The organism is Mycobacterium sp. IDUB_21 (assembly GCF_055419425.1).
Genome location: NZ_JBVAXQ010000002.1, coordinates 338,287 through 364,445 on the forward strand (window position 1 = coordinate 338,287; position 26,159 = coordinate 364,445).

Sequence of the window (26,159 nt, forward strand, 5' to 3'; positions counted from 1 at the left end):
ATCGCTTCGCTCTGCATCGTCGCGGGCACTACAGCACCACCACCGAGCGCAGCACCTTGCCGTCGTGCATCTTGTGGAAGGCTTCCTCGATGTCGCCGAGCCCGATGCGTTCGGAGACGAATTTCTCCAGCGGCAGCCGGCCCTGCAGATACAGGCTGATCAGAGTGGGGAAGTCGCGCTCGGGCAGGCAGTCGCCGTACCACGACGACTTCAGCGACCCACCGCGCGAGAAGAAGTCGACCAGTGGCATGTCCAGGCGCATGTCCGGAGTCGGAACACCCACCAGCACAACGGTTCCAGCCAGGTCGCGGGCGTAGAACGCCTGCTTCCAGGTCTCCGGACGCCCGACCGCGTCGATCACCACGTCGGCGCCGAAACCGTCGGTGAGCTCCTGGATCGTTTCGACCGGGTCCTGGCTGCGGGCGTTGACGGTGTCGGTCGCGCCGAAGTCGCGGGCCCAGGCCAGCTTGGTGTCGTCGGTGTCGACGGCGATGATGCGCCGGGCACCCACCAGGGCCGCACCGGCGATCGCGGCATCACCCACGCCGCCGCAGCCGATCACCGCGACAGTGTCGTCGCGGGTGACGGCGCCGGTGTTGATCGCCGCGCCAAGGCCGGCCATCACCCCGCAGCCCAGCAGTCCGGCAACCGCGGGATCGGCGGCCGGATCGACTTTGGTGCACTGCCCTTCGTGGACCAGTGTCTTGTCGGCGAACGCCCCGATACCCAGTGCCGGGGTGAGCTCGGTGCCGTCTGCGAGCGTCATCGGCACCGAGGCGTTGAAGGTGTCGAAGCACAGGTGCGGGCGGCCGCGCTTGCAGGCCCGGCATTGCCCGCACACCGCACGCCAGTTCAGGATCACGAAGTCGCCCGGCTCGACCGCGGTCACCGCCGAACCCACCGCCTCGACGGTGCCGGCGGCCTCGTGGCCCAGCAGGAACGGGTAGCTGTCGTTGATGCCGCCGTCCCGGTAGGTCAGGTCGGTGTGGCACACCCCGCAGGCGGTGATGGCGACGACGACGTCGTTGGCGCCGGGGTCGGGGATGACGATGTCGGTCACCTCGACCGGTTTGCCCTTCTCGCGGGAGATCACTCCGCGCACTGTCTGACTCATGGGGTCAACCTTAGGTGCCCGTCGCGGCGCCCGGCGCTGCGGCGTGTGCGGCCTTCCCGGTGACGGCCGGCGTACGGGTGTCGGCACGCAGGAAGCTTCCGGTGCGTTGCGTCCCCAGTACGCCGGTGGGCTGCCCGTCGAGGACCACCGCGCGGCCCGAGACGAAAACGGCGGTAACGGCCTCGTCGTTGCGGTTCACCATCCGCGACATTCCGCCGTAGGCCGCGAAGGTCTCCTCGACGTAGGCGTCCAGGGTGGCGTCGAGATGGGCGGGGTCGATGACCAGGACGTCGGCACGGTCACCGACGCGCAGGTGACCGGCGTCGATCCGGTACCAGTCGGCCAGTTCGCCGGTCAGTCGGTGCACCGCCTGCTCGATCGACAGAAACGGCTGACCCTGCTCGGCGGCATCAGCGACGTGGCGCAGCAACCGCAGGCCCATGTTGTAGAACGCCATGTTGCGCAGGTGCGCGCCCGCGTCCGAGAAGCCCATCTGGATACCCGGCTCCTGGGCGAGCTTGCGGAGCACGTCGGGGCGGTGGTTGGAGATCGTGGTGTGCCAGCGCAAGGCGGTCCCGTGTTCGAGAACCAGGTCGAGGAATGCGTCGACGGGGTGTATCCCGCCGCGCTCAACCCCGACCTGGCCGAAGGACTTTCCGATCACCGACGCGTCGGGGCAGTCGACGATCTCGGCGTCGAAGAAGTCACGGTGCCAGACCCGCGGGCCGTACTTGTTCTCGTAGTCCTTGCGGAAGCGCCGCCGGTAGGCCTGGTCGCGCATCAACTCGTCACGTTCGACCGACTCCCGCAGGTGCAGCGCTTCAGCGCCCGCGCCGAACTCTTCGAAGATCACCAGATCGATGCCGTCGGCGTACACCTCGAACGGCACCGGCAGGTGCTGCCAGCGGAAGTTGCCGCCGAGCCTGGTCAACATCCGCGACGCCTTGATCATCGCCGGAATCGCCAGCTTGTTGCTCTTGACGTCGGCAGCGGCCAGCAGGGTGGTCTTGAGCGGCCGGCGGAAGATCCCCAGGGCCTGCGCCAGTTGGGACACCACGTCCAGCGGGTTCTTGACGTCCGGGCCAGCCTGCAGGATCCGTCCGCTGCGGCGCAGTTTCGACTTGAGCCGGCGCAGCTCTTTCGGTTTGGCGTACGTCGACGGCAGGGTGCGCGAGCGGCAGACATCGCCGTCCATCTTGTCGAAAAGCAGCTGCTGGGAAGACATTCCGACGAATCCCGCCTGCAACGCCTCGTCGAGCATCTGTTCCATCCGGGCCAGCTCGGCCGCCGTGGGCCGGGCGTCGGACCGGGTGGCGCGGTCGAGCCCCATGGTTGCGGCGCGCATATCCGAATGTCCGATGAACGCAGTCACATTCGGCCCGAGCGGCAACCGTTCCAGGCTGGCGATGTAGTCCCCACAACTCGACCAGTTCTTGTACCGATCGATCATGTCGACCACGTACCGGCGCGGGATGGCCTCCACTCGCCCGAACAGGTCGCCGGCATCCTGGCCGTCGACGTGAATGGTGGATAGCGAGCAGGAGCCCACCAGCACCGTGGTCACGCCGTGGCGCACCGACTCCGACAGTGACGGGGCGGCCAGAATCTCGACGTCGTAATGGGTGTGGATGTCGATCAGCCCGGGCAGCACCCATTTGCCGGCGGCGTCGATCACCTGGCCGCAGCCCGCCTCGTCGAGAGCTTCGGCGGTGATGGCGGCGATGTGCCCGTCGCGGATCCCGATGTTGCGGATCGCCGATGGGGCGCCGGTGCCGTCGAACCACCGACCGTCGCGAATCACGATGTCAAAGCTCACTGGATCTTCCTTTCCGCGGGGTGCCGGTCCAGCATGGCCCGCGCCCGGGGCGGAAGTCTTGACATCTGCGGACATTTCTTTGATGTTTAGGGACATGTCCGTGGTGCGCGGTACCGCGCTGTCCGGTTATCCGGACCTGGTCACTGAGCTCGGCGGTGATCCGGCGGCGTTATTGGCGGCGGCCGGGGTGCCGTCCGGGGCGGCCGGAACCCACGAGGTGTTCGTGCCGTACCGCGCGGTGATCCTCGCTGTCGAGAATGCAGCGAGTGCAACGGCGTGTCCGGATTTCGGGCGACGGCTGGCGTTGCGCCAGGATATCGGCATCTTCGGGCCACTCGGCGTGGCCGCGCGCACCGCCGCCACCGTCGGCGGCGGGTTCTCGATCGCGGAGCGGTTCTTGTCCGCCTACAGCCCGGCGATCTCTGCGCGCATCACCTCGGTGGGCGGACCCGGCGGTTCAGCGAGCCTCGACGAAGGAGCGGGGAAGCTGGGACCGCCGCATGAAACCGCCGAGTCGTTCTACGCGTTCGATGTCCTGCTCGAGCGGTCCCCGCCGCACCCGCAGACCACCGAGCTGTCCCTCGGAGTGTCGCTGGGGATCATGCGGATGATGCTCGACGCCCCGTATGCGCCACTGTCGGTACACCTTCCGCACGAAGCGCTCACCCCGGTGCGCGACTACCTGGCCTACTTCGGCTGCCGGCCCTACTTCGCGCAACCGGTCGCGGGTTTCACGCTCCGCACCGCCGATCTGGACCGCCCGCTGCACCGCGACGATCAAGCGCACCAGGCCATGGTGCGTTACCTCAGTGGCATCACCGCCGAATCACCCGGTATCGCCGCATCGGTCCGCGCCATGGCCCGCCAGCTGCTGCCCACCGGCACGGTGAACCTGGAGCTGATCGCGGGCGAACTCGATTTGCATCCCAAGGCGCTGCACCGGCGACTGGCGGCCGAGGAGACGACCTTCGCCGCCGTCGTCGACGGTGTTCGGCGCGACGCCGCCGAACGTTATCTGCGCGACACCGACATCAGCCTGTCGCACCTGACCCGCGAACTCGGTTATGCCGAGCAGAGCGTGCTCAGCCGATCCTGCCGGCGCTGGTTCGGTTGCAGCGCGAGCAGTCATCGCACGGCGCTTCGTGTAGGCCTTCATGCGCAGGCCGGCTCGACGGCTGCGGCTGGGCTCGATGGTTAGGCTGGCTGCCGATGTCCGCCCTCGAAGCCCTCAGCGCCCTCGACGACTGGCCGGTCGGTAACGCGGCCGCCGCGGTGATCGGTCCGGATGGCGTATTGGACACCTACGGCGACACGGCGCGGCCGTTCTATCTGGCGTCGGTGACCAAGCCTCTGGTCGCCCGGGCGGTACAGGTCGCGGTCGAGGAGGGGGCCGTCGAATTGGACACCCCGGCCGGGCCGCCCGGTGCGACGGTGCGGCATCTGCTCGCACATGCCTCCGGGCTCTCGGCGGACTCCGACCGGGTCCTGGCCAGACCGGGCACCCGGCGGGTGTACTCCAACCACGGCTTTGCGGTGCTGGCCGAGGCCGTGCAGGACGCGTCCGGGATCGAGTTCGGCCGCTACCTGGCCGAGGCGGTGTTCGAACCGCTGGGCATGTCGGCCAGCCGGCTGGACGGCGGTGCCGCGGCGGCCGGGTACGGGGCCACGTCGACCGTCGCCGACTTGGCGGCTTTCGCCGGCGACCTGTTGGCACCGGTCACGGTGTCGGCGCAGCTGCACGCCGAGGCCGTCACTGTGCAGTTTCCCGGCCTGGACGGGGTGCTGCCCGGGTACGGGCCGCAGCGGCCGAACGACTGGGGGTTGGGATTCGAGATCCGCGACGGCAAATCGCCGCACTGGACCGGTGCTTCCAACTCGGCGCGGACCTACGGTCATTTCGGCCAGTCAGGCACTCTGATCTGGGCTGATCCGGCGATCGAGCGGGTGCTGGTGGTGCTCACCGACCGTGACTTCGGCGACTGGGTGACCGGCCGGTGGCCGGTGCTGGCCGACGCGGTGGTGTCCGAATACGGTCGGGACTAGCCAACAGGCGTCTCACGAGGCACAATAGACTCATACGACACTAAATAAACATCAGCATCAGCACTGTTCCGCCCGGTTCCGCCAGGTCGTTGGGGAAGACGTCCCTCGTGGATCCGAAGGAGCAACTGATGCGCGCGACGAATCAATTCGCCGACGTGACCAGCGGCGTGGTGTACATCCACGCATCGCCCGCGGCGGTGTGCCCTCATGTCGAGTGGGCCCTGACCTCGGCTTTGAATGCCCGGGCCAAGCTCAACTGGACACCGCAACCGGCCATGCCCGGACAACTGCGCGCGGTGGTCAACTGGGTCGGACCGGTGGGCACCGGCGCCCAGCTGGCCAATACGCTGCGCTCCTGGTCGGTGTTGCGATTCGAGGTCACCGAAGACCCCAGCGCCGGAGTGGACGGCCAGCGGTTCAGCCATACCCCGCAGCTCGGACTGTGGAGCGGGGCCATGAGCGCCAATGGTGACGTGATGGTCGGCGAGAATCGGCTGCGGACGATGATGGCGGCCGGCGCCGACGCCTTGGCCGCTGAGCTGGAAACGGTGCTGGGCGCCGCCTGGGACGACGCGCTGGAGGCCTACCGCGACGGCGGCGACGGCGCGGAGGTGAGCTGGCTCAGCCGCGGCGTGGGTTAGGTTTCGCCTCGGGGAGTCACACGGCAATCAACGGGCGGGTAACGGCATCGTCCTCGACTGGCCGGTACGGTCCGGGTTTGGCGGCGGGCCGCCCGCCGGGAAACGCCAGCCGCAGAATAGTGCGCTGCACCGAGCCGAATTGCTTGCCGAACCGGCCGGAGTTGTACGGCAACTCGTATCGCTCGCAGATGTCTTTGACCTTCGGCGCGATCTGCGCATACCGGCTCGCCGGCATGTCCGGGAAGATGTGGTGCTCGACCTGGTAGCCGAGGTTGCCCGACAGGACGTGGAAGATGGGCGAGCCCTCGATGTTCGCCGCCCCCAGCAACTGCCGGATGTAGAAGCCGCCGCGGGTCTCGTTTGCCACCTCCTCTTCGCTGAACGTGTAGCACTGGTCGGGGAAATGGCCGCAGAAGATGATGGCGTAGGCCCATACGTTGCGGATGATGTTGGCGGTGAAGTTCGCGGCGAGGGTTTTCTTGAAGCCCCTCGGGCCGGACAGCAACGGAAATGCGATGTAGTCCTTGACGATCTGGCGCCAGGCCTTGCCTCCCATCCCGCGTAGCTGCTGCAGCACCTGCTCTTTGCTCTTGGCGCCGGACTTGATCGCCTCGCGGTCCAGGTCGTGGGCCGCCACACCCCATTCGAAGAACGCCGCCAGCAGCAGGTTGTAGAACGGCTGCAGCAGATAGGCCGGATGCCAGGGCTGATGCGGATCGATCCGCATGATCTCGTAGCCCAGGTCCTTGTCTTTGCCGCGGATATTGGTAAAGGTGTGGTGGACGTAGTTGTGTGAGTGTTTCCATGCCTCCGGGGTGGACGCGGCGTCCCAGTCCCACGACGCGGAGTTGATCCGCGGGTCCTGCATCCAGTCCCACTGGCCGTGCATCACGTTGTGGCCGATCTCCATGTTCTCCAGAATCTTGGCGATGCCCAGCACCGCAGTGCCGAGAATCCACGCAGGCCGGTAGCGCGAGCCCAACAGGATGGCGCGGGACAGCAGCGCGAGCTGGCGGTGCAGCGCGATGATGCTGCGAATGTAGTCGGCATCGCGGTCACCGAGACTGTCGAACACCTCGTCGTGAATGGCGTCGAATTCTGCGCCGATCGCTTCGATCTGCTCGGCGCTGAGTCTGCTCAACGGGCTTTCGATCATCGCTTCGGTCATCGTGGTTCTCCTACAACTCGATAGTGATGTCGCCGTCGGGGCAGTTCAGGCAGGTGCGAACCTCGGTACCGGCCTGGGTGACGTCACCGGTGCGCAGATCGCGCACCGACCCACTGGCCAGCTTGCCGATGCAGGTGTGGCAGATCCCCATCCGGCAGCCGTAGGGCAACGTTGCGCCGGCGGCTTCGCCGGCGACCAGGATCGGCGTCGCGCCGTCGCATTCTGCGGTGATTCCGGAGGCGGTGAAGGTGACCGTGCCGCCGCCTCCGGTGACGTCACCGATCAGCAGGTGCTCGAAGGACTCGATGTGCAGCCGATCCGAAATCTGCGCCGCCGCGAAGTGAGTCTTCAACGCCTCCAGCATGTCTCCGGGACCGCAGGCGTAGGTGTGCCGCTCAGCCCAGTCGGGGCACAGCTCGTCGAGCTGTTCGGGCCCCACCCGACCGTCCTCTCCGGTGGCCCGCAACGTCAACCGGTAACCGCTGTGACGGTCGGCAAAGGACACCAGGTCTTCGGCGAAGATCGCCTCGGCCAGGGTGTGCGCCGAGTGGATATGACGCACGTCGGGCATCTCGCCACGGCGGTCCAGGGCGCGCAGCATCGCCATCACCGGGGTGATGCCGCTGCCGGCGGTGAGAAACAACAGCTTGGAGTGCGTCGGGGCCGTCAGCGTGAACTCGCCCGCGACCGCGCCCAGGGTGACGATCGAGCCTGCCGCCTGGTTGCTGTTGAGGAACCGCGACACCACACCGTCGGCGGTGCGCTTGACGGTGATGGTCACCTGTCCGTCGGGGCGGGCGGCGTCGCTGCTCAACGAATACGCCCGCCAGTGCCGCTTGCCCTCGACGTCGAACCCGATCCGCACATACTGTCCCGGCTGGTGCCCGACCCAGCGGAACCCGGGTGTGATGAAAACCGTTACCGCGTCGTCGGTTTCGCGGTGTATACGTTCGATGCGGCCCCGCAGTTCCTCGGTCGACCACAGCGGGTTGATCAGGGCGAGGTAGTCGTCGATGTGCAGCGGCCAGGTGAAGTACTTCAAACCCCGCAGGATCAGCCGCCCGACCGCGGGGATCTGGACCTGCACACCGGTCTCGGGCATTACCCCCCCGTCCGCTCGAACTGTCTACCGACGATATGCCCGACGGGTATCGAGGTGTTCGGATTGACGGATCTTGCTCCGCCCGTCACGGGCCTGCTCGTGGAGCGAGTCAGTTGGCGCTACGCAGAAGCTGTAGAGCGCCGGCCACCGCCGACACCGTCACCGGCAGCGGGCACACAAAATCTCCGTCGGCATAGGCGTTGATACCGGTGCACTCCACCCGGACCGAGGCCGCCCGCCGGGTGCTGACCTCGTCGAGATTCACATGCGTGCCCTTGAAGACGGTGGGGAACAGCCGGATCAGCTTGGTCCGTGATCCCGAATGCACCATCGTGATATCGAGCAGTCCGTCGGCATGATCGGCGTTGGGGCAGATCAGCATTCCGCCGCCGTAGCTGCGGGTGTTGCCGAATGCGGCCAGCGTCAGGTCGGTGCTGACCGGCTCGCCGTCGTCGAACGTGAGGCGGAAGGGCAGCAGTCGCAACTTCGACATCTCGGCCACCATGGCCAGGTTGTAGCGCATCCGGCCGTGCGGCCAGCGCATCCGGTTGACCCGATCGCTGACCAGTGAGTCGAATCCTGCCGCCATCACGGTGCCGAACCAGGAGGGTGTGGCGCCGCCGTCGGGGGCGATGCGGCCCAGGTCGACCGTTTCCGTCCAGCCGTCGACGACGATATCGGCGGCCGCCTCGGGATCGCCGGTGGGCAAACCGTATTCGCGGGCGTGATCGTTGCCGGTGCCGGCCGGGACGATGCCCAGCGGCACGTCACCGAGCGCCAGTGCCTGCAGCGCCAGTGAGATGACGCCGTCGCCGCCGGCCACCACCACGGCGTCGGTGCCCGCGCTCAGGGCTTCGTCGAGCAATTGCCGCGCGTGGCGGGGATCGGCGCCGACGATGTGGTTGACGTTGACCCCGCGCTGCTGGAAACGGGCCAGTGCCCGCTCGGCCGCGTGCCGCGCGTTGCCGTGCCCGGCCGCCGGATTGGTCAGCAGCGTCACCCGGCCGATCTGGCGACGGTTCACCCCGCGAGTCACGGGATCAGCTTGCCGGGGTTGAGTATCCCGGCCGGATCCAGGGTGGCCTTGACCGCGCGTAGTACCTGCACACCGAGCTCGCCCACCTCGTCGCGCATCCACGGGCGGTGATCGGCGCCGACGGCGTGGTGGTGGGTGATGGTGCCGCCGCTGCGCATGATCGCTTCACTCGCCGCGGTTTTCGCGGCGCGCCACTGGTCGATCGGGTTGCCGCGTTGTCCGGCGACGACGGTGAAGTACAGCGACGCACCGGTGGGGTAGACGTGCGAGATGTGGCACAGCACCAGCGCGGGAGTGCCGCTGTCGGCCAGTGCAGTGGTCAGCGCCTCGGTGACGGCGGCCTTGAGAGTGGCGATGTTGGACCAGTCGGTGGCGGTCTCCAGCGTCTCGCACAGCGCCCCGGCGGCCAGCAGTGAATCACGCAGGTAGGGCGCGGAGTATCTGCCGTGTTCCCAGGCACGCGCCGGTTCTTCGCCCAGCGAGGTGCCGCCGTGGGCGGCCAGCACCGCCCGGGTCTCGGCATGTCGGCTCTCGGCGTGCTCGGCGGTCCCCTCGAACAGCGTGATCGCCAGGCACCCGCCGGCGATCTGCTGCTCGCCGATCTGCTCGGTGCTGGCCAGGTTGACACCGGTCTCGGCTTCGTCGGAGAGCCGGACGACGGTCGGGCCGGTACCGGTCTGGATGATCGTCCGCAGTGCCGCGGCGCCGGTGGCGAAGTCCGGGAACGACCACGCCTCATAGCGGGTGGTCGCCGGCACCGGATGCACCCGTACCCGCACCCGGGTGATGACGCCGAACACGCCCTCCGAACCGATCACCAGCTGGCGCAGATCTGGTCCGGCCGCCGACGCCGGGGCGCGCCCCAGCTCCAGCACCCCGGCCGGGGTGATCGTCCGCAGCCCGCGGACCATGTCGTCGAACCGGCCATAGCCGGCAGAATCCTGACCCGACGAACGGGTGGCGGCGAAGCCGCCGAGGGTGGCGAACTGGAAACTCTGCGGAAAGTGACCGAGTGAGAAGCCGCGCTCGCCGAGCAGTCGTTCGGCATCCGGTCCGGTGACCCCGGCGCCGAATTCCGCCTCGCCGGAGATCTCATCGAGGCTCAGTAGTTCATCGAAGCGCCGCAGGTCCAGTGACACCACCGCCGCGAAGTCGCCTCGGATCGGGTCGAGCCCGCCGACGACGCTGGTTCCGCCGCCGAACGGGACCACCGCGATACCGTGCCGGCTGCAGTAGTCCAAGATGGCGGTGACCTCGGCCTCGCCATCGGGGCCGCCCGGCAGCAGCACCGCGTCGGGCGCGTCCTGGACCCCGGTGTCGTTGCGCCGCAACAGGTCCAGGGTGGATTTACCTCCGGCGCGCAACAGTCGCCCGGACTGATCGACGCGGCAGAACTCCTCGCCGACGATCGCCGCCAGCGCCCGGTGGTCGGCGGCGGCCAGCGCTGACGGCCGCAGCGGCACCTGGCCGGGGTCGGCCTCGGCGGTGTCGGTGCCCTCGATGCCGAGTGCGGCCTTCAACAGCTGACGGATGCCGTCGGACAGCGGCTTGGCCGCCGCGGGGTTGCCCCAGGCGTTCCACTTCATCGGGGGAGTGAGGCCATCCTGGGCGTCGGACGATGTCATGCGTTACAGTATTACACATGCTGTCAATCAGTAATGACGAGCAGTTGGACGTCGGGGAGCGGATCCTCGACGCCGCTGCGAGCTGTCTGCTCGCCCTGGGAGTCGAGCGGGTGACATTGGCGGCCATCGCGCGCCTTGCCGGGGTCAGCCGTCCCACGGTGTACCGGCGTTGGCCCGACAGTCGTTCGGTGATCGCCGCGCTGCTCACCGCGCGGGTCAGCGATGCCTGGATGGAGGTGGCCGGGCCGGGAACCGGACGCGAGGCGCTGGTGATGCGGATCGTGGCGGTGGCCGCGCGGCTGCGACGCGACGAGGTGGTGATGCAGGTGCTGCACCATGCACCGGAGCTGGCGATGGTCTACATCGCCGAGCGGATGGGAGCCAGCCAGCAGCGGCTGATCGATGTGGTGGCCGATGAGCTGGCCAGCGCCCAGGCCGGCGGCGGCGTGCGCGCGGGGGACCCGCGCGGACTCGCCGCGATGTGTCTGTTGATCACCCAGTCGACGATCCAGTCGGCGCAGATCGTGGCACCGATCCTGGATGAGGATGCGCTGGCGGCCGAACTGACCTACACCCTCAACCGGTACCTCTCGTGATACCCGACGCCGCCGCGCTCAACGCCACCCGTCGCACCTCCGAACTGGCGGCGCTGGCCGATGGCGGGACCGTCGACGTCGTGGTGATCGGCGGCGGCATCACCGGCGCCGGCATCGCCCTGGACGCCGCCACCCGGGGCTTGCGGACGGTACTGGTGGAGAAACACGACTTGGCGTTCGGCACCAGCCGGTGGAGTTCCAAACTGGTACACGGCGGGCTGCGGTACCTGGCGACCGGCAACGTGGGCATCGCGCGGCGTAGCGCCATCGAGCGCGGAATCCTGATGACCCGCAACGCTCCTCACCTGGTGCGGGCGATGCCTCAGCTGGTGCCGTTGCTGGGCTCGATGCGCCGTCGCGACCGGGCCCTGGTGCGCGCAGGATTCGTCGCCGGTGACGCGCTGCGCCGGCTGGCCGGTACGCCGGCGACGGTTCTGCCTCGTTCGCAACGTATCTCGCGTGAACAGGTCGTCGACCTGGCGCCGACCGTGCGCCGCGACGGCCTGGACGGTGGACTGCTGGCTTATGACGGGCAGTTGATCGATGACGCCCGACTGGTCACGGCGGTGGCCCGGACCGCCGCCCAACACGGCGCGACGATCCTCAACTACACCGCGGCGTCGAACGCCACCGGTGAGTCGGTGCGGCTGACCGACCAACGTTGCGGGGAGTCTTTCGATGTCCCGGCGCGGGCCGTGATCAACGCGGCCGGGGTGTGGGCCGCCGACATCGACTCGGCGTTGCGGCTGCGGCCGAGCCGGGGCACCCACCTGGTGTTCGACGCGGCGGCCTTCGGCAACCCGACCGCCGCGCTGACCGTGCCGATACCGGGCGAGCTGAACCGTTTCGTCTTCGCCATGCCCGAACAGCTCGGCCGGGTATATCTGGGGCTCACCGACGAAGATGCCCCCGGGCCCATCCCCGATGTCCCACAACCGACTTCGACAGAAGTTTCTTTCCTGCTGGACACCGTCAACACGGCGTTGGGGACCGCACTCGGCACGGCCGATGTCATCGGTTCCTACGCCGGCCTGCGGCCGCTGATCGACACCGGCCAGGGGCGTACCGCCGACGTCTCGCGCAACCACGCCGTCGTCGAATCGGCGTCCGGGGTGCTCAGCGTCATCGGGGGCAAGCTGACCGAGTATCGCCACATGGCGCAAGACGTGCTGGACCGTGCGATACGGGCTCGCGGCCTGTCCGCCGCGCCCTGTCGCACCCGTGACCTGCCATTGATCGGCGCGCCGGGCAACCCGGGATCGCAGGAGCCGGTGGCCGGGCTGCCCGCCTCGCTGGTGGCGCGTTACGGCGCGGAGGCGGCCAATGTGCTGTCCGCCGCCACCTGCGAACGGCCCGAGGCGCCGGTGGCCGACGGGATCGACGTGATCCGCGCCGAGTTCGAGTACGCGGTCAGTCACGAAGGCGCGCTGACCGTCGAGGACATCGTGGATCGCCGGACCCGCATCGGGTTGGTGGACACCGACCGGGAACGGGTGGTTGCGGTGGCGCGGGAGTTCGTGACCGGGCCGGATCGGCCTCAAGGGAACTGATCCCGCCTCGCCCAGGCGCCCGCGGGCTGGGCGTCGGGTCATGATCGTCGCGGTATCAGTTTTCCGGTTGCTATCGTCCCGGTCGTGGGGCCCGTATCCCGTCAGAACAAAAAATCGTATCTGCGTTCAGTCCGCGTCGACGGGCCAGCGGCACCCCTTGTAGAACCGGCTGAGATTCGATGGTTGGCATCGTAATCGTCAGGGCTGCAATGGGCTACACATATATTACTGAACCTGGTGACGTTGCCCGGTCGGGGTCTTTTGCCGAAGTCTTGCGCGCCGAGATGGAATGCTGTTTAATCTCGATTCAACACATGAACCACGTCACACACTGCGGCAGTTACCTGACTGCCCGACGGCTGGGGGGACTGGCTTGTACTCTCCGAATCCTGCGACACACGCAGCTGCGAGGTGGGTGAGTACGGCTCCGGCCGTAGACACCGGACTCTTTGGCAGCGTGAAAATCCCCTCGGCTCAAGACTCCTGGGCTGAGCCCGGGGGCTGCGATGCTTAGCTCTGTAGCCGTAGGCCGGCCGATGCGTGCGCTCGGCGGGTTCTTCGCGATGGCCCTCGACACAGCGATCCAGGTGTTCAGACCGCCCTTTGCATGGCGAGAGTTCTTGTTACAAGCATGGTTCGTTGCACGGGTCTCGCTGGTTCCCACAATGGTGTTATCGGTCCCGTTCACCGTGTTGGCCGTCTTCATGTTCAACATCTTGTTGAGTGAAATCGGAGCGGCGGACTTCTCGGGTACCGGTGCTGCTCTAAGCGCTGTTCTCCAGATCGGTCCGGTCGTCACCGTATTGGTTGTGGCCGGCGCGGGTGCTACCGCAATGTGCGCCGACCTGGGGGCGCGCACAATTCGGGAGGAACTCGATGCGCTACGGGTTATGGGTATAGATCCGATTCAGGCGCTGGTGGTTCCGCGGGTGTTGGCGGCCACCGTGGTCGCACTGTTGTTATCCCCGCTCGTCGTACTGGTGGGACTGGCCGGCGGCTTCGTGTTCTCGGTGTACTTTCAGCACGTCACACCCGGTGCCTTCGTAGCGGGTCTCACTTTGATCACGGGGCTCAGTGACGTTGTTGTCTGCCTGGTCAAGGCCACGCTGTTCGGCCTCACCGCCGGCCTGATCGCGTGTTACAAGGGCATTTCGGTCGGAGGCGGCCCCGCCGGGGTGGGGAATGCCGTGAACGAGACGGTGGTGTTCTCGTTCATGGCGCTGTTCGTCATCAATACCGTGGTGACCGCCATCGGATTCAGGGTGACGATATGAGCCACCCCGCAAGCCGCCTGTCGACCGGCTTCGGCCGAACCCTCGGTCGATGTGTGTCCGGCTGGGACCGCCTCGGCACGCAAATTCAATTCCACGTAAAGACGCTGACGTCTGTTCGAGAAGTCTTTCTGTACTACCGCGTCGAGTTGGTGCGGCTGGTCGCACAGATGAGTTTGGGCGTGGGCGCCCTGGCGATGATCGGTGGCACCGTCGCGGTCGTCGGGATCCTGACGCTGTCGACGGGGGCGCTCATCGCGGCGCAGGGCTTCAGCCAGCTCGGACAAATCGGGGTGGAGGCCCTGACCGGGTTCGCATCGGCGTACTTCAACGTACGGATTCTCGCTCCGCTGACCGCTGAATTCGCATTGGCCGCGACGATAGGTGCCGGTGCGACCGCGCAGCTCGGGGCCATGCGAATCAACGAAGAGATCGACGCGCTCGAGGTCATCGGGGTGCGAACCATCGCGTATCTGGCCTCCACCCGGGTGCTGGCCGGCCTCATCGTGGTTATCCCGTTCTACTGCGTAGCCGTGCTCATGACCTTCTTTTCCGCACGTTTCGGCACAACGGTGATCTACGGCCAGTCATCCGGCGTCTATGACCATTACTTTCATACGTTCCTGAATCGAACGGACCTGATCTGGTCGTTTGTTCAGGTCGCCGTGGCGAGCATCACGATAATGATCATTCATACCTATTACGGGTTTACCGCGTCTGGCGGCCCGGCCGGCGTGGGGGAGGCGGTGGGCAGGGCCACTCGCGCTTCGGTGCTGGCAGCTGTGCTGGTTACCGTGGCGATCACATTGGCTGTCTACGGTCAATCCGGCAACTTCCACCTGGCGGGTTAGAAGTGAAAGCCAGGAGAGGAGAGTCGACGGTTCACCCACGGTGGTGGACATTGATCTTCATCGTCGCCGTGGTGCTTGCGGCGTGGTTGGTGGGCCAGTGCTTCAGCCGGTCATTCCAAACCAGTATTCCGGTGACCATGATCTCCGATCGCACAGGACTCGTCATGGAGACCGGCGCTCAGGTGAAGATGCGCGGTGTTCAGGTCGGCCGCGTCGGCCGGATTGTCGGAGGCAGCCAGCCGGTGAGCCTGAAGCTCGAAATCGACCCTCGGCACGTCCGTCACATCCCGACCAACGTCGGCGTTCGGATCTCCGCCACCACCGCTTTCGGCGCGAAATTCGTTGAACTGGTCTATCCGGACCGTCCCAGCCCCGCGTCGCTGACAGCTGGATCGGTATTGAAGTCGGATAACGTCACGACCGAGGTCAACACCGTGTTCCAGAATCTGGTCGGCGTGATCAAGCAGGTCGACCCGGTTGAACTGAATGCGGTGCTCGCCGCCGTCGCCGAAGGAGTAGCTGGCCAGGGCGAACGAATCGGCGAAGCCACCACCGCCGCGAACCAGGTGTTGCTGGCAGTCAACGCCCGCAGTCAGACGATCCGCGCGGACTGGCGAGCGCTGAAAGGCTTCGGCGACACTTACGATGCTGCGGCACAAGACATTCTGAACACCATGTCGGCGGCCAGCACGACCGGCGCCACCATCGCCGACAACGCGCCGGAACTCGACAACTTGCTGCTCAACCTGGCCGGGTTCGCGCACAGCGGCATCGATCTGATCGGTCCGAACAAGGACAATCTGGTCCGGTCGGTCAACGCTCTCGAATCGACCACCGGCCTGTTGATGAAATACAACCCGCAACTCACCTGCACGCTGGTCGGAGCCAAGACAACCCTCGATGATTACGGATTGGCCGACTACATGGGCGGGGCCAACGGTTCGTCTCTGATCGTGGATGTGGCACTGCTGCTCGGCGACGAGATCTACCAGTATCCCGACAATCTGCCGATTACCGCCGCCAAGGGTGGCCCGGGCGGCAAACCGGGTTGTGGCTCGCTGCCTGATGTCTCCAAGAACTTCCCGGTCCGCCATCTGGTTACCAACACCGGCTGGGGAACCGGCCTTGACCTCCGGCCCAACCCGGGCATCGGGCAGCACTGCTATGCCGACTGGTTCCGGGTCACCCGCGCGGTGCCACTACCCCCGGCCGTCCGAGAGTGCCTGCCCGGGCCGGCGGTGGGGCCGCAGCCCGAACTCGGGTTCGCCACGCCACCGTATGGCGCGCCACAGTACGGGCCCGATGGGGTGCCGTTGTACCCCGGCGTGCCTCCGGCGCCACAGCCGGTCACACCGCCGCCGGAACCCTGAGCCGCGAGACCGCCGTGATGGATCAACGAGGCAGCCGGGAAGGGCTCGATCAGCGTGAAAGTTAACTTGAGGCAGACGGTTTGGCGCCTCGGCGTCTTCGTGATCGTCACCATGCTGGGCATGTTCGCTCTGCTGACAGTATTCGGGCAGTTCCGGTTCGACTCAGCCCGGAACTACCTGGCGGAATTCGTCGACGTCACCGGCTTGGCCAACGGAAACTTCGTGCGGATCGCCGGTGTGGAGGTGGGCAAGGTGAAACACCTTGCGCTCAAGGAGAACGGCAACGTCGAGGTGTCATTCACCGCGGACGACTCGGTGGTGCTGACCGAGTCGAGCAGGGTGGCGATCCGTTGGGGCGACGTGATCGGTGGCCGCTATCTGTCGATCGAGGAAGGGGCCGGCGGGACAGCGAAATTGGCGCCGGGCAAGACCATCCCCGTTGACCGGACCGAGCCGGCGCTGGACCTGGACGTGCTGATCGGAGGTTTCCGCCCACTCTTTCGGGCCTTGGACCCCGATCAAGTCAACGCATTGGCCGGCCAACTGATCGCGGCCTTCCAGGGACAGGGTGTCACCATCGGGTCGTTTCTGAGCCAGACGGCGGCGCTGACGAACACACTTGCGGACCGGGATCTGCTGATCGGCCAGGTCGTCACCAATCTGAGCACCGTCCTGGGATCGTTGGGGGACCGAAGCGACCGATTCGCGACGGCGGTCGAGTCGCTGTCGGGGCTGATGAAAGGCCTCGCGGACCGCAAACTCGACATCAGCAACGGCGTCGCGCACGTCAATGCATCGACGGCGACGATCGCCGATCTTCTTCAGCAAGCGCGGCCGCCACTGGTGAAGACGGTCCGGGAGACCGATCGCACCGCATCGGTCATCCTGGCCGACCAGGAGTACGTCGACCATGTGCTCGAGAACCTGCCCGTCGCACTGCGCATCCTGAACCGCCAGGCCCTCTACGGCGACTACTTCACCTTCTATTTCTGCGAAGTCGCACTCAAGTTGAACGGTAAAGGCGGACAACCGATGTACGTCAAGGTCGCCGAACAGACGTCGGGAAGGTGTACGCCGAAGTGAGGGGCTTCCGAGAGCGCAATCTCGTCACGGTCGGCATCATCGGATCAGCGGTGACTGCTGCTGTCACCCTCGGTGCCTGGTACTACGACGAGCTTCCGGTGATCTCCTCCGGCAAGTACCACTCGGCGTATTTCGCCGAGGCCGGTGGCTTGACTCCCGGCGCGGAGGTGCAGGTTGCGGGGATGAGGGTCGGCAGCGTCAACAGCGTGACCCTTGATGGCGATCGGGTGCTGGTCAAGTTCAAGGTCGCCGACAACATCCGTCTCGGTGATCGGACCGAGGCGGCGGTCAAGACGAAAAGCCTGCTGGGAACCAAGATGCTGGGTGTTACGCCACGCGGCGACGGGCGGCTGTCGGAGGTCATCCCGCTGGAGCGCACCACACCGGCCTATCAGCTGCCCGATGCGCTCGGGGACCTGACCGCGGCCATCAGCGGGCTCGACACCGAGCAGCTGTCTGATTCGCTGCAGATGCTGGCACAGACGTTCCAGGACACTCCACCGGACCTCAAGATCGCCACCGCCGGGGTGGCGCGCCTGTCCAACGTTCTCAACAAGCGGGACACCCAGCTGCGCCATCTGCTGTCCAATGCCCGCAAGGTGAGCGGGGTACTTGCCGACCGCAGCGATCAGATCGTGCGCCTGGTCAACGACACCAACGAACTGCTGAGCCAGCTCAACAGTGAAAGCGTTGCTTTGGACCAGATCTCCGGAAACATCTCGCGTGTCAGTAAGCAGCTCAGCGGGTTTGTGTCCGACAACACCCAGACACTGAAGCCGGCGCTGGACAAGCTGAACGGGGTGCTCACCACCGTCGAGAATCGAAAGGCGGAGGTCCAGGAGTACCTGAAGAGGTTCAGCTGGTATGCGATCGGCCTGGGCGAGTCGTTGTCGTCAGGTCCCTTCTTCAAGGCCTACGTCGCCAATCTGGTTCCGGGACAGTTCATCCAGCCCTACATCGACTCGGCGTTCTCCGACCTGGGCCTGGATCCGAACGTGCTGTTGCCCTCCGAGCTTTCCGACCCGCAGGTCGGCCAGCCGGGTACGCCACCGTTGCCGGTGCCCTATCCGCGCACCGGCCAAGGCGGGGACCCCCGGGTGTATCTGCCGGACGCGATCACCGGAAACCCCGGCGATCAACCGTGCGCTCTGCCCGGCACGGGCTGTTACCCCTACCGGGAGCCGCCCCCGGCGCCGCCGCCCGGGGGACCACCGCCCGGCCCGCCGGCACCCTCGCCGCCCGGCAGCCAGTCCACGGCCGAACCCACGCCGCGCCCGGTATTCGTCCCCGCGCCGGATGAGGTTTCCGCACCCGAACTGCCTTCATCCGCGGAGAGGACGAGCCGATGATCAACTCCCGAAAGCTCCGGCTGGGATTGGCCACGGTGCTGGTGGCCGCGGCGGCGGCCGGGGTGTACGTGTTGGGCCCGTTGAGCAGGGGAATCGGGCGGACACATGCGACCGCCTATTTCGAGAACAGCAACGGAATCTTCGTCGGCGACGAGGTCCGCATCCTGGGTGTACGGGTCGGCCAGATCGACTCCATCGAGGCGCAACCCGACCGCGTGCAGGTCCGCTTCTGGTTTGACGACCACTATCGGGTGCCGGCCGAGGCCAAGGCGGTGGTCTTGTCTCCGTCGCTGGTCACCGCACGTGCGATTCAGCTGACCCCGGTCTATTCGGGTGGCCCGGTGCTGGCCGACAACGCGGTGATTCCACGCGATCGCACCGCCGTTCCCGTCGAGTGGGATGACTTTCGCGACCAGTTGCAGAACCTCACCGAGATGCTGGCGCCCACCACCGCAGGTGGTGTGAGCACGTTGGGACAGTTCATCAGCACCGCCGCCGACAACCTCCGGGGCGAGGGTGCGAACATCCGGGACACGATTATCGGGGTCTCCCAGGCGATCTCCGCCCTGGGTGATCACAGCGGTGACATTTTCAGCACGGTGAAAAACCTGTCCATCTTGGTTTCGGCCCTACGGGACAGCGACACGGTATTGCGCAAGCTGAACCAGAATCTGGCTTCCGCCACCGGGGCGTTGGCCAATAGCCCACATGAGGTGGCCAATGCGGTCGCCGATCTCAACGGTGCGGTGAAGGAGGTGAAGGCCTTTGTCGCTGAGAACCGCGAGACGCTGGGTACCACGTCGGACAAGCTGGCGTCGGTATCGCAGACACTGGTGGACAGCCTCGATGATCTCAAACAGACCTTGCATGTGATACCGACTGCGGCACAGAATTTCGTCAATATCTACCAGCCCGCCCAAGGCACACTGACCGGCGCGCTGTCGACCAACAACCTCAGCGATCCGCTGTCCTTCGTCTGCGGGGCCATCCAGGCCGCGTCACGCCGGAACGCGGAGCAGTCGGCCAAGCTGTGTGTGCAGTACCTGGCACCGATCGTCAAGAACCGTCAATACAACTTCTTCCCGTTGGGTGAGAACCTGTTTGTCGGGGCCAGTGCGCGGCCCAACGAGGTCACCTACAGCGAGGACTGGCTGCGACCGGATCATGTTCCGGAGCAAGAAAATACACCGCTGCACGCCGACGCCCCAGCTCAGGATCCCGCTGCGTTGCCGCCCGGGATGTCAGGCCAGGCTCTCGCCCAGCCCACGGATCCGCAGGCCGGTCTACCCGGGTTGATGATGCCGGGTGGAGCGGGATCATGAGCCGGTGGTACCCGAGGATGGCCACCGCGGTTGCGGTGCTCGTCGCGGCCGCCGCACTGTCGGGCTGCGGTTGGCGGGGGCTGAACTCGCTGCCGATGCCGGGGACCGAAGGACGGGGACCCGGCGCCTATACGCTTCTCGCGCAAGTGCCCGACGCCAACAGGCTTGAACCGAACTCGCGGGTGCGAGTCGGTGACGTCACCGTCGGCACCGTGACCAGGATCGAGCGGCAGGGCTGGCACGCGCTGTTGACGATCAAGCTCAACCGTGACGTCGACTTGCCGGCCAACGCCACTGTCGCGCTGGGCCAGACCAGCCTGCTGGGGTCGCTGCATATTGAACTGGCAGCCCCTACCGATGCAGCGCCGCAGGGAAAACTGCGTGACGGTTCGCTGATCCCGCTGTCCGCCGCAGCGAGTTATCCGACGACCGATCAAACACTTGCTGCGGTCTCCATGTTGCTCAACGGCGGTGGGATCGGACGAATCCAGGAGATCACCAGGGCGTTCAGCACCGCCTTCGCCGGGCGGGAGAAAGATCTGCGGAGCCTGATCAGCCAGCTGGACGTATTCATCGCCAACGCAAACGACCAAAGCGATGACATCATCGCGGCAACGGACAGCCTGAACAATCTCGCCGGCAAGTTCGCCGAGCAGAAGCCGGTGGTCGACGAGGCACTGGAGACGCTGCCCAAGGCGCTGTCGGTGCTCAGAGATGAACGTCAACAGTTGGCCGATGCCGCCGACCAGCTCGGCAAGTTCGGTGCCCTGGCCACCGACTCGATCAACCAGAGCAAGAGGGCGTTGGTCCAAGAACTCAAAGACATCGGGCCGGTGCTGGAATCGCTGGCCAACGCCGGTCCGGCCCTGACCCGCTCGCTCGGCTTGTACCCGACGTATCCGTTCGCGACGGAAACCATCCCCAACTGGTTCCGCGGCGACGCCGCCAACCTCACCGCGGTCATCGACCTCACGCTGAGCCGGTTGGACGCGTCGTTCTTCACCGGGACGAAATGGGAGTGCGATCTGACCGAACTGGAAATGCAGTGGGGCCGCACCATCGGCCAGTTCCCCAGCCCCTGCACTGCCGGTGGGCCCTTCAATCCGGGCAACCCGCTGGTGATTCCCTACCACTTCGATCAGGGACGCTGACATGTTGAGCAAACGGATCTTGATCCAGTTGGCCGCCTTCATCGTGGTCAGCCTGGTCGCCGGGTCGATCATGGCCTTCCGGTACATGGAATTGCCGAACCTGCTGTTCGGGGTGGGGCGCTACGAAGTGACCGTGCAGCTGCCCGAGACCGGGGGGTTGTACAAGAACGGCAACGTCACCTACCGCGGTGTCGAAGTCGGCCGAGTCGAGGATGTCGCGATGACCGACACCGGCGTTGCCGCGGTGCTGTCGCTGAAATCCGGTGTCGAGATCCCCGCCGACCTCGACGCACAGGTTCACAGCCAAAGTGCCATCGGGGAACAGTTCGTGGCGCTGGTGCCCCGCGGCAGCGCCGGCCCGTTGCTGAAGCACGGCGACGTCATCCCGGTCGAGCGCACGGCGCTTCCACCGGACATCAACGAGCTGTTGGACGCGACGAACCGGGGGTTGCAAGCCATCCCTCGTGACGATCTGCGCACCGCCGTCGGTGAAGCGAACATCGCCGTCGGAGGCCTCGGCGCGGAACTTTCTCGATTCGTCAAGGGATCGACCCGACTGGCCATCGACGCAGGACAGAATCTCGACTCGCTGACCACCTTGATCGATGACTCCACACCGCTGCTCAATACCCAGATCGACACCGCCGACGCCATCGCGCGGTGGGCCGCGAACCTGGCCGGCGTCACCGATCAGCTGCGCAACCAGGACGCAGCCGTCACCGACCTGATCAAGAACGGCGCTTCTGGCGTCGACCAGGCACGGCAACTCTTCGACAGGCTGCAACCGACGTTGCCGATCGTGTTGGCGAACCTGGTCAGCATCGGCGACGTCGCGGTGACCTACCGGCCGAATCTCGAGCAACTCCTGGTGCTGGTGCCGCCACTGACAGAGATCCTTCAAGGCGCCGGCCTCGCCAACCGCAACACCAAGCAGGGTTACCGGGGCGCGTACCTGAGCTTCAACTTGAACGTCAACCTGCCGCCACCATGTCTGACCGGTTACCTGCCGGTCAGGCAGTCGCGGGCGGCCAGCCTGGAGGACTTCCCGGATCGCCCGGAAGGTGAACTGTACTGCCGGATCCCGCAGGATGCCATGTTCAACGTCCGTGGCGCACGGAACCTGCCCTGTGCGACGCGGCCCGGAAAACGAGCGCCGACGGTGAAAATGTGTGAGAGCGACGAAGAATACGTGCCGCTCAACGACGGCTGGAACTGGAAGGGCGACCCGAACGCCACCATCACCGGTCAAGACATCCCACAGTTGCCGCCGGGTGTCCTCGGCGATTCCGGACCCTCACCTGCGCCGCCGCCAACGATCGCGGCTGCTGAATACAACCCCGCCACGGGAAGCTACATCGGCCCAGACGGGCAGGTTTACACCCAGACCGATCTATCCCGCACCGCGAACAAGGAGCAGACATGGCAGTCGATAATGATGCCCCCGAACGCCAATTGAGTGAGCCGGCTCCTACGCCGGACGATCCGGGCGGTGATGACAGCGCCCCGACCACGGATGGCCGGCACGCCGAGTCGGGTAGGCCATCACGCATGCGGGACGCGATGGTGTTCGCGTCGGCGGCAGTGCTGGCCTTCGCGGGACTGGGGGGCTGGCTCGGACTGCGGACTTACGAGTCGCATCGGGCCGAGGCGCAGACCGCCCTGTTCCTCCGGGCAGCTGAACAGGGTGCGGTGAACCTCACGACCATCGACCACGAGCAGGCCGAGGCCGACGTCCAACGCGTGCTGGATTCGGCCACGGGCGCCTTCTATGACGACTTCAGCAACCGGTCGCAGCCCTTCATCGAGATAGTCAAGACAGCGCAGGCGAAGTCGGTCGGAACCGTCACCGAGGCAGGTATCGAGTCCGAAACCGACCACGATGCCCAAGTGCTCGTTGCCGTAAGTGTCAAGACCACCAATGCGGGCGCGGCAGAACAACTCCCGCGTGCTTGGCGAATGCGGATCTCGATAACCCAAGTCGACGACCAGGCAAAGGTCTCCAATGTCGCATTCGTCCCCTGATCGAACAACGAGGCAACTGCAGCGGCAACCGGTGTCCCGCAGACGAGAATCGACAACAGTGCAAGGGAGTGATCACCCGTGGCGATCCTGACCAACCTCACCCTCGCCGGCAGCGGCGAGGAATCCGTCGAGGCGGAACCCACCGCAGATGACGATTACGCCGGCGGGCCGGTCATTGACCCACCGGTCGCAGACACCACGGATGCCGGCGGCGGCGCCGATGGGCCTACGGTCTCCGAGGGGCGCGCACGCCGGCAATCAGTGCTTGTCTACGGGGTGCTGCCGCTGCTGGTGATGGCCTTGGCCATGGGCGCGGGTCTGCTCAAGTACTGGGATTCATCTGCGCGCGCCTCCCAGATCGCACGCGTCGAATCCGTTGAGGCGGCAAAGGAATCCGTCGTTGCGATGCTGTCCTATCAACCCGAAACCGTAGAAGCTGAGTTGGCGGCGGCACAAGGCCGGCTAATCGGCGACTTCCGTGACTCCTACGCGGACCTGACGCGTGATGTCGTCATTCCAGGGGCCAAGCAGAAGCGGATCTCGACGATTGCCCACGTGCCCGCGGCGGCGTCGGTATCGGCCACGCCAGGCCGTGCGGTAGTCCTGGTGTTCGTCAATCAATCCGCTGTCGTCGGCAGCGATGCGCCGACCGACACCGCGTCCACCATCCGGGTGACGCTGGAAAAGGTCGACGGCAGCTGGCTCATCTCCGGCTTCGATCCGATCTGACCCGGCCATGACGATGACCAGCCGGCTGACAGTCCCTTTCTCGCCCGGGAAGCTTTTTGCAGCACTCGCTTTGACCGGTGCGGTGTTGATCGGCAGCACACTCTCGGCGGTGACGCAGCGCGCTCATGCCGATGTGGAACAGGACAAGAAGGTGGCATACCTGATAGGTGTGACGATGCGGCCTGGGTACGACTTCGCCGATGCCGAGGCGGCCCTGAACTATGGGTACGGCATCTGCGGAAAGGTTTCTCAGAAGGTCGGTTACGCGCGGCTCATCACCGAGGTGCAAGGCGACTTCAACACCTCTGATGACTACCACGCCTCCTACCTGATTTCGCAGGCCGTCAACGAACTCTGCCCCGAGCTGATCTGGCAGTTACAAAACTCAGCGGCGCACTACCGCCCACCAGCCGGGACATCCCCGTAGCACGAGAAGCAAGGAGCGGCATGCACTATCAGCTGTTTACCCGGACGGCCCTGGGGGCTGTGGTCGCAGCGGTGTTGTCGGGCGTACCGGTCGTACACGCGGACAACGACAACAACACCCTCATCCCGAACAACAAGCGGCTCAACGACGGGGTAGTGGCCAATGTGTACACCATGCAGCACCAGGCGGGCTGCGCCAACGACATCAGAATCGACCCACAGTTGCAACGCGCGGCCCAATGGCACACCGACGACCTGCTGAGCCATCGTGAACTGACCGGGGATATCGGTTCGGACGGGTCAAACCCGCAAGGGCGCGCCACCGCGGCCGGCTTCCGGGGCCAGGTAGCCCAGACCGTGGCAATCCATTCGGCGCTGGCAATCAGCGGTATCGAGCTGATCAACCAGTGGTACTACAACCCCGCCTATCACGACATCATGTCGAACTGTGCCAACACGCAGATCGGTGTCTGGTCGGCCAACAGCCCGGATCGCACCGTCGTGGTGGCTGTCTATGGGCAACCGCAGGATCCGATCGACATGACTCAGCGGGGAACTCATCCGGTACCGATCGGACCCAGCCCGGACTACGACGCCAGTGACGAGATCGAGTTCGCCAACAACTGGTGGGCGAAGATCCTCCGCGGAATCTTCCCCCCGCCCGCCTATCCCGCGAACTAGGGCCCACTCCCAAAACACGCCGTAGCGAGGCCGGGGGTCGGCGCGGTGCGAATAGGTTTGTGCACCAACGATCCCCGCTCAACCCACGCGTCTCGACGCTCTACGTCCGGCATCTTTCGAACAACCTCGACGCAGGTATTGAATCTTGATTAAAAACTGGGTAGCCTCGATCTTGGCAGAATGCGGCATCGACAAGCGGTGTCCCTCAGGCAGGGAAAGTCATGACCTACCAGAACATCTCCCGCACCGGCCCGACCGGGGCAGAGCGACCGCCGACAGCTAGTGCCAGGCGCCTTCTGCGCGTCGTCTTCGTGGTGATGATCAGTCTGTGCCTGTGGAACGCGACGCCGGCACGCGCTGCGTCAGTCGAATATCTGATGGTCCCCTCGGCGGCGATGGGTCGCGACATCCCGGTCGCCTTCCTGCCCGGCGGGCCTCACGCAGCGGTCCTCCTCGACGCATTCAACGCAGCGCCTGAGACGAGCAACTGGGTCTCGCTCGGCGACGCCATGAACACGCTTGCCGGCAAAGGCATTGCGGTTGCGGCGCCGGCCGGTGGAGCCTGGAGCCTGTATGCGGACTGGGAGCAAGACGGTAGTAGGCAGTGGGAAAGTTTCCTCTCCCATGAGCTACCGGACTGGCTGGCCGCCAACAAGGGGCTGGCGCCGGGCGGGCATGGGATCGTCGGGGCCGCGCAAGGCGGGACGGGTGCTCTGACCCTCGCCACCTTCCACCCGGACCGCTACCGCTACGCGGGTTCGTTCTCGGGTCTATTGACGCCGTCCAAAACCAGCCTCGTCGGCGCGCTCGGTGAGGGGTTGTCGCGATACGGCGGCGTGGACACCCAGAATATGTGGGGACCGGCACAATTCGGGCGCTGGAAGTGGCATGATCCCGACGTCCACGTGGCGACGCTGGCGGCCAACAAGACCCGGCTGTGGGTGCACAGCCCTTCGAACCCGGTATGCAGCGACCCTGCCGCGATGATCGGCTACTGCGATCAGGCGCACGGCAGCAACCTGGCCTTCTATCGCCACTACCGCGCCGTCGGCGGTGGCAACGGACATTTCGACTTCCCGGCGGGCGGCAACCACGATTGGCCGACCTGGGGCCAGCAGCTGAGGGCCATGTCAGGCGACCTCGCCGCCAGCATCAAATAGGCGCACGAGACGCCCGATCAGAAGAGACGCGAGCCACAGCTCGGTCCGCATCA

At 66.0% G+C, this 26,159-nt stretch carries 24 protein-coding genes; 18 read left to right on the forward strand and 6 right to left on the reverse strand.

Features of this window, described 5'->3' with window-relative positions:
* Positions 1 to 28: 28 nt before the first annotated feature.
* Positions 29 to 1,114: an S-(hydroxymethyl)mycothiol dehydrogenase gene (locus ACZYY4_RS04455; RefSeq protein WP_463808241.1), complete on the reverse strand. Its 1,086-nt coding sequence runs from the start codon at positions 1,112 to 1,114 to the stop codon at positions 29 to 31.
* A 10-nt stretch (positions 1,115 to 1,124) separates the two neighbouring features.
* Complete coding sequence (locus tag ACZYY4_RS04460) at positions 1,125 to 2,930, reverse strand: N-acyl-D-amino-acid deacylase family protein (protein ID WP_463808242.1); 1,806 nt, start codon at positions 2,928 to 2,930, stop codon at positions 1,125 to 1,127.
* A gap of 94 nt (positions 2,931 to 3,024) precedes the next feature.
* Between ACZYY4_RS04460 and ACZYY4_RS04465 the strand changes: the two genes are divergently transcribed.
* From ACZYY4_RS04465 to ACZYY4_RS04475, 3 genes are all read left to right on the forward strand, one after another.
* The gene (locus ACZYY4_RS04465; protein WP_463808243.1) at positions 3,025 to 4,128 is read left to right on the forward strand and encodes an AraC family transcriptional regulator; all 1,104 of its coding nucleotides are present in this window, start codon (positions 3,025 to 3,027) and stop codon (positions 4,126 to 4,128) included.
* A gap of 11 nt (positions 4,129 to 4,139) precedes the next feature.
* A complete protein-coding gene (locus ACZYY4_RS04470) occupies positions 4,140 to 4,973 on the forward strand; it encodes a serine hydrolase domain-containing protein (RefSeq protein ID WP_463808244.1) in 834 nt (277 codons plus the stop codon).
* A gap of 128 nt (positions 4,974 to 5,101) precedes the next feature.
* Positions 5,102 to 5,614 (forward strand): DUF3145 domain-containing protein, encoded by a 513-nt coding sequence (locus tag ACZYY4_RS04475; RefSeq protein ID WP_463808245.1) that lies wholly within the window; start codon positions 5,102 to 5,104, stop codon positions 5,612 to 5,614.
* A 16-nt stretch (positions 5,615 to 5,630) separates the two neighbouring features.
* On the opposite strand, the gene ACZYY4_RS04480 is transcribed toward ACZYY4_RS04475, so the two are convergent.
* The 4 genes from ACZYY4_RS04480 to ACZYY4_RS04495 form a co-directional block, all read right to left on the reverse strand.
* The gene (locus tag ACZYY4_RS04480) at positions 5,631 to 6,782 is read right to left on the reverse strand and encodes a fatty acid desaturase family protein (protein ID WP_463808246.1); all 1,152 of its coding nucleotides are present in this window, start codon (positions 6,780 to 6,782) and stop codon (positions 5,631 to 5,633) included.
* A 10-nt stretch (positions 6,783 to 6,792) separates the two neighbouring features.
* A complete protein-coding gene (locus ACZYY4_RS04485; protein WP_463808247.1) occupies positions 6,793 to 7,884 on the reverse strand; it encodes a ferredoxin reductase in 1,092 nt (363 codons plus the stop codon).
* 109 nt (positions 7,885 to 7,993) lie between these two features.
* Positions 7,994 to 8,920, reverse strand: a complete 927-nt coding sequence (locus ACZYY4_RS04490; RefSeq protein ID WP_463808249.1) for a diacylglycerol kinase — start codon at positions 8,918 to 8,920, stop codon at positions 7,994 to 7,996.
* Positions 8,917 to 10,506: an FAD-binding oxidoreductase gene (locus tag ACZYY4_RS04495; RefSeq protein ID WP_463808428.1), complete on the reverse strand. Its 1,590-nt coding sequence runs from the start codon at positions 10,504 to 10,506 to the stop codon at positions 8,917 to 8,919. The genes ACZYY4_RS04490 and ACZYY4_RS04495 overlap by 4 nt, the downstream gene beginning before the upstream one ends.
* Positions 10,507 to 10,562: 56 nt before the next feature.
* Between ACZYY4_RS04495 and ACZYY4_RS04500 the strand changes: the two genes are divergently transcribed.
* The 15 genes from ACZYY4_RS04500 to ACZYY4_RS04570 all read left to right on the forward strand — a co-directional run bounded on the left by ACZYY4_RS04500 (position 10,563) and on the right by ACZYY4_RS04570 (position 26,106).
* Positions 10,563 to 11,141 (forward strand): TetR/AcrR family transcriptional regulator, encoded by a 579-nt coding sequence (locus tag ACZYY4_RS04500; RefSeq protein ID WP_463808250.1) that lies wholly within the window; start codon positions 10,563 to 10,565, stop codon positions 11,139 to 11,141.
* Positions 11,138 to 12,691 carry a glycerol-3-phosphate dehydrogenase/oxidase gene (locus tag ACZYY4_RS04505; RefSeq protein ID WP_463808251.1) on the forward strand — a complete coding sequence of 518 codons (1,554 nt, stop codon included), beginning with the start codon at positions 11,138 to 11,140 and terminating at the stop codon, positions 12,689 to 12,691. The genes ACZYY4_RS04500 and ACZYY4_RS04505 overlap by 4 nt, the downstream gene beginning before the upstream one ends.
* Before the next feature lie 506 nt (positions 12,692 to 13,197).
* Complete coding sequence (locus ACZYY4_RS04510) at positions 13,198 to 13,965, forward strand: MlaE family ABC transporter permease (protein WP_463808252.1); 768 nt, start codon at positions 13,198 to 13,200, stop codon at positions 13,963 to 13,965.
* Complete coding sequence (locus tag ACZYY4_RS04515) at positions 13,962 to 14,813, forward strand: ABC transporter permease (protein ID WP_463808253.1); 852 nt, start codon at positions 13,962 to 13,964, stop codon at positions 14,811 to 14,813. Before ACZYY4_RS04510 ends, ACZYY4_RS04515 begins: the two co-directional genes overlap by 4 nt.
* Before the next feature lie 2 nt (positions 14,814 to 14,815).
* Positions 14,816 to 16,183 (forward strand): MCE family protein, encoded by a 1,368-nt coding sequence (locus tag ACZYY4_RS04520; RefSeq protein ID WP_463808254.1) that lies wholly within the window; start codon positions 14,816 to 14,818, stop codon positions 16,181 to 16,183.
* Positions 16,184 to 16,237: 54 nt separating this feature from the next.
* Positions 16,238 to 17,266, forward strand: coding sequence for an MCE family protein (locus ACZYY4_RS04525; RefSeq protein ID WP_463808255.1), 1,029 nt, complete (start codon positions 16,238 to 16,240; stop codon positions 17,264 to 17,266).
* The gene (locus ACZYY4_RS04530) at positions 17,263 to 18,615 is read left to right on the forward strand and encodes an MCE family protein (RefSeq protein WP_463808256.1); all 1,353 of its coding nucleotides are present in this window, start codon (positions 17,263 to 17,265) and stop codon (positions 18,613 to 18,615) included. Before ACZYY4_RS04525 ends, ACZYY4_RS04530 begins: the two co-directional genes overlap by 4 nt.
* The gene (locus ACZYY4_RS04535; RefSeq protein ID WP_463808257.1) at positions 18,612 to 19,937 is read left to right on the forward strand and encodes an MCE family protein; all 1,326 of its coding nucleotides are present in this window, start codon (positions 18,612 to 18,614) and stop codon (positions 19,935 to 19,937) included. Before ACZYY4_RS04530 ends, ACZYY4_RS04535 begins: the two co-directional genes overlap by 4 nt.
* On the forward strand, positions 19,934 to 21,088 hold the full coding sequence (locus ACZYY4_RS04540; RefSeq protein WP_463808258.1) for a virulence factor Mce family protein: 1,155 nt from the start codon (positions 19,934 to 19,936) through the stop codon (positions 21,086 to 21,088). The genes ACZYY4_RS04535 and ACZYY4_RS04540 overlap by 4 nt, the downstream gene beginning before the upstream one ends.
* A 1-nt stretch (position 21,089) precedes the next feature.
* Positions 21,090 to 22,544 (forward strand): MCE family protein, encoded by a 1,455-nt coding sequence (locus ACZYY4_RS04545; RefSeq protein WP_463808259.1) that lies wholly within the window; start codon positions 21,090 to 21,092, stop codon positions 22,542 to 22,544.
* The gene (locus ACZYY4_RS04550) at positions 22,508 to 23,110 is read left to right on the forward strand and encodes an Mce protein (protein ID WP_463808260.1); all 603 of its coding nucleotides are present in this window, start codon (positions 22,508 to 22,510) and stop codon (positions 23,108 to 23,110) included. Before ACZYY4_RS04545 ends, ACZYY4_RS04550 begins: the two co-directional genes overlap by 37 nt.
* A gap of 78 nt (positions 23,111 to 23,188) precedes the next feature.
* Entirely contained in the window at positions 23,189 to 23,839 is a 651-nt protein-coding gene (locus ACZYY4_RS04555) for a hypothetical protein (RefSeq protein ID WP_463808261.1), read from the forward strand.
* A gap of 13 nt (positions 23,840 to 23,852) precedes the next feature.
* Positions 23,853 to 24,266, forward strand: coding sequence for a DUF732 domain-containing protein (locus tag ACZYY4_RS04560; protein ID WP_463808429.1), 414 nt, complete (start codon positions 23,853 to 23,855; stop codon positions 24,264 to 24,266).
* A gap of 20 nt (positions 24,267 to 24,286) precedes the next feature.
* Entirely contained in the window at positions 24,287 to 24,946 is a 660-nt protein-coding gene (locus ACZYY4_RS04565) for a CAP domain-containing protein (RefSeq protein ID WP_463808263.1), read from the forward strand.
* 317 nt (positions 24,947 to 25,263) lie between these two features.
* Positions 25,264 to 26,106 (forward strand): alpha/beta hydrolase-fold protein, encoded by an 843-nt coding sequence (locus ACZYY4_RS04570; RefSeq protein ID WP_463808431.1) that lies wholly within the window; start codon positions 25,264 to 25,266, stop codon positions 26,104 to 26,106.
* Positions 26,107 to 26,159 lie beyond the last annotated feature (53 nt).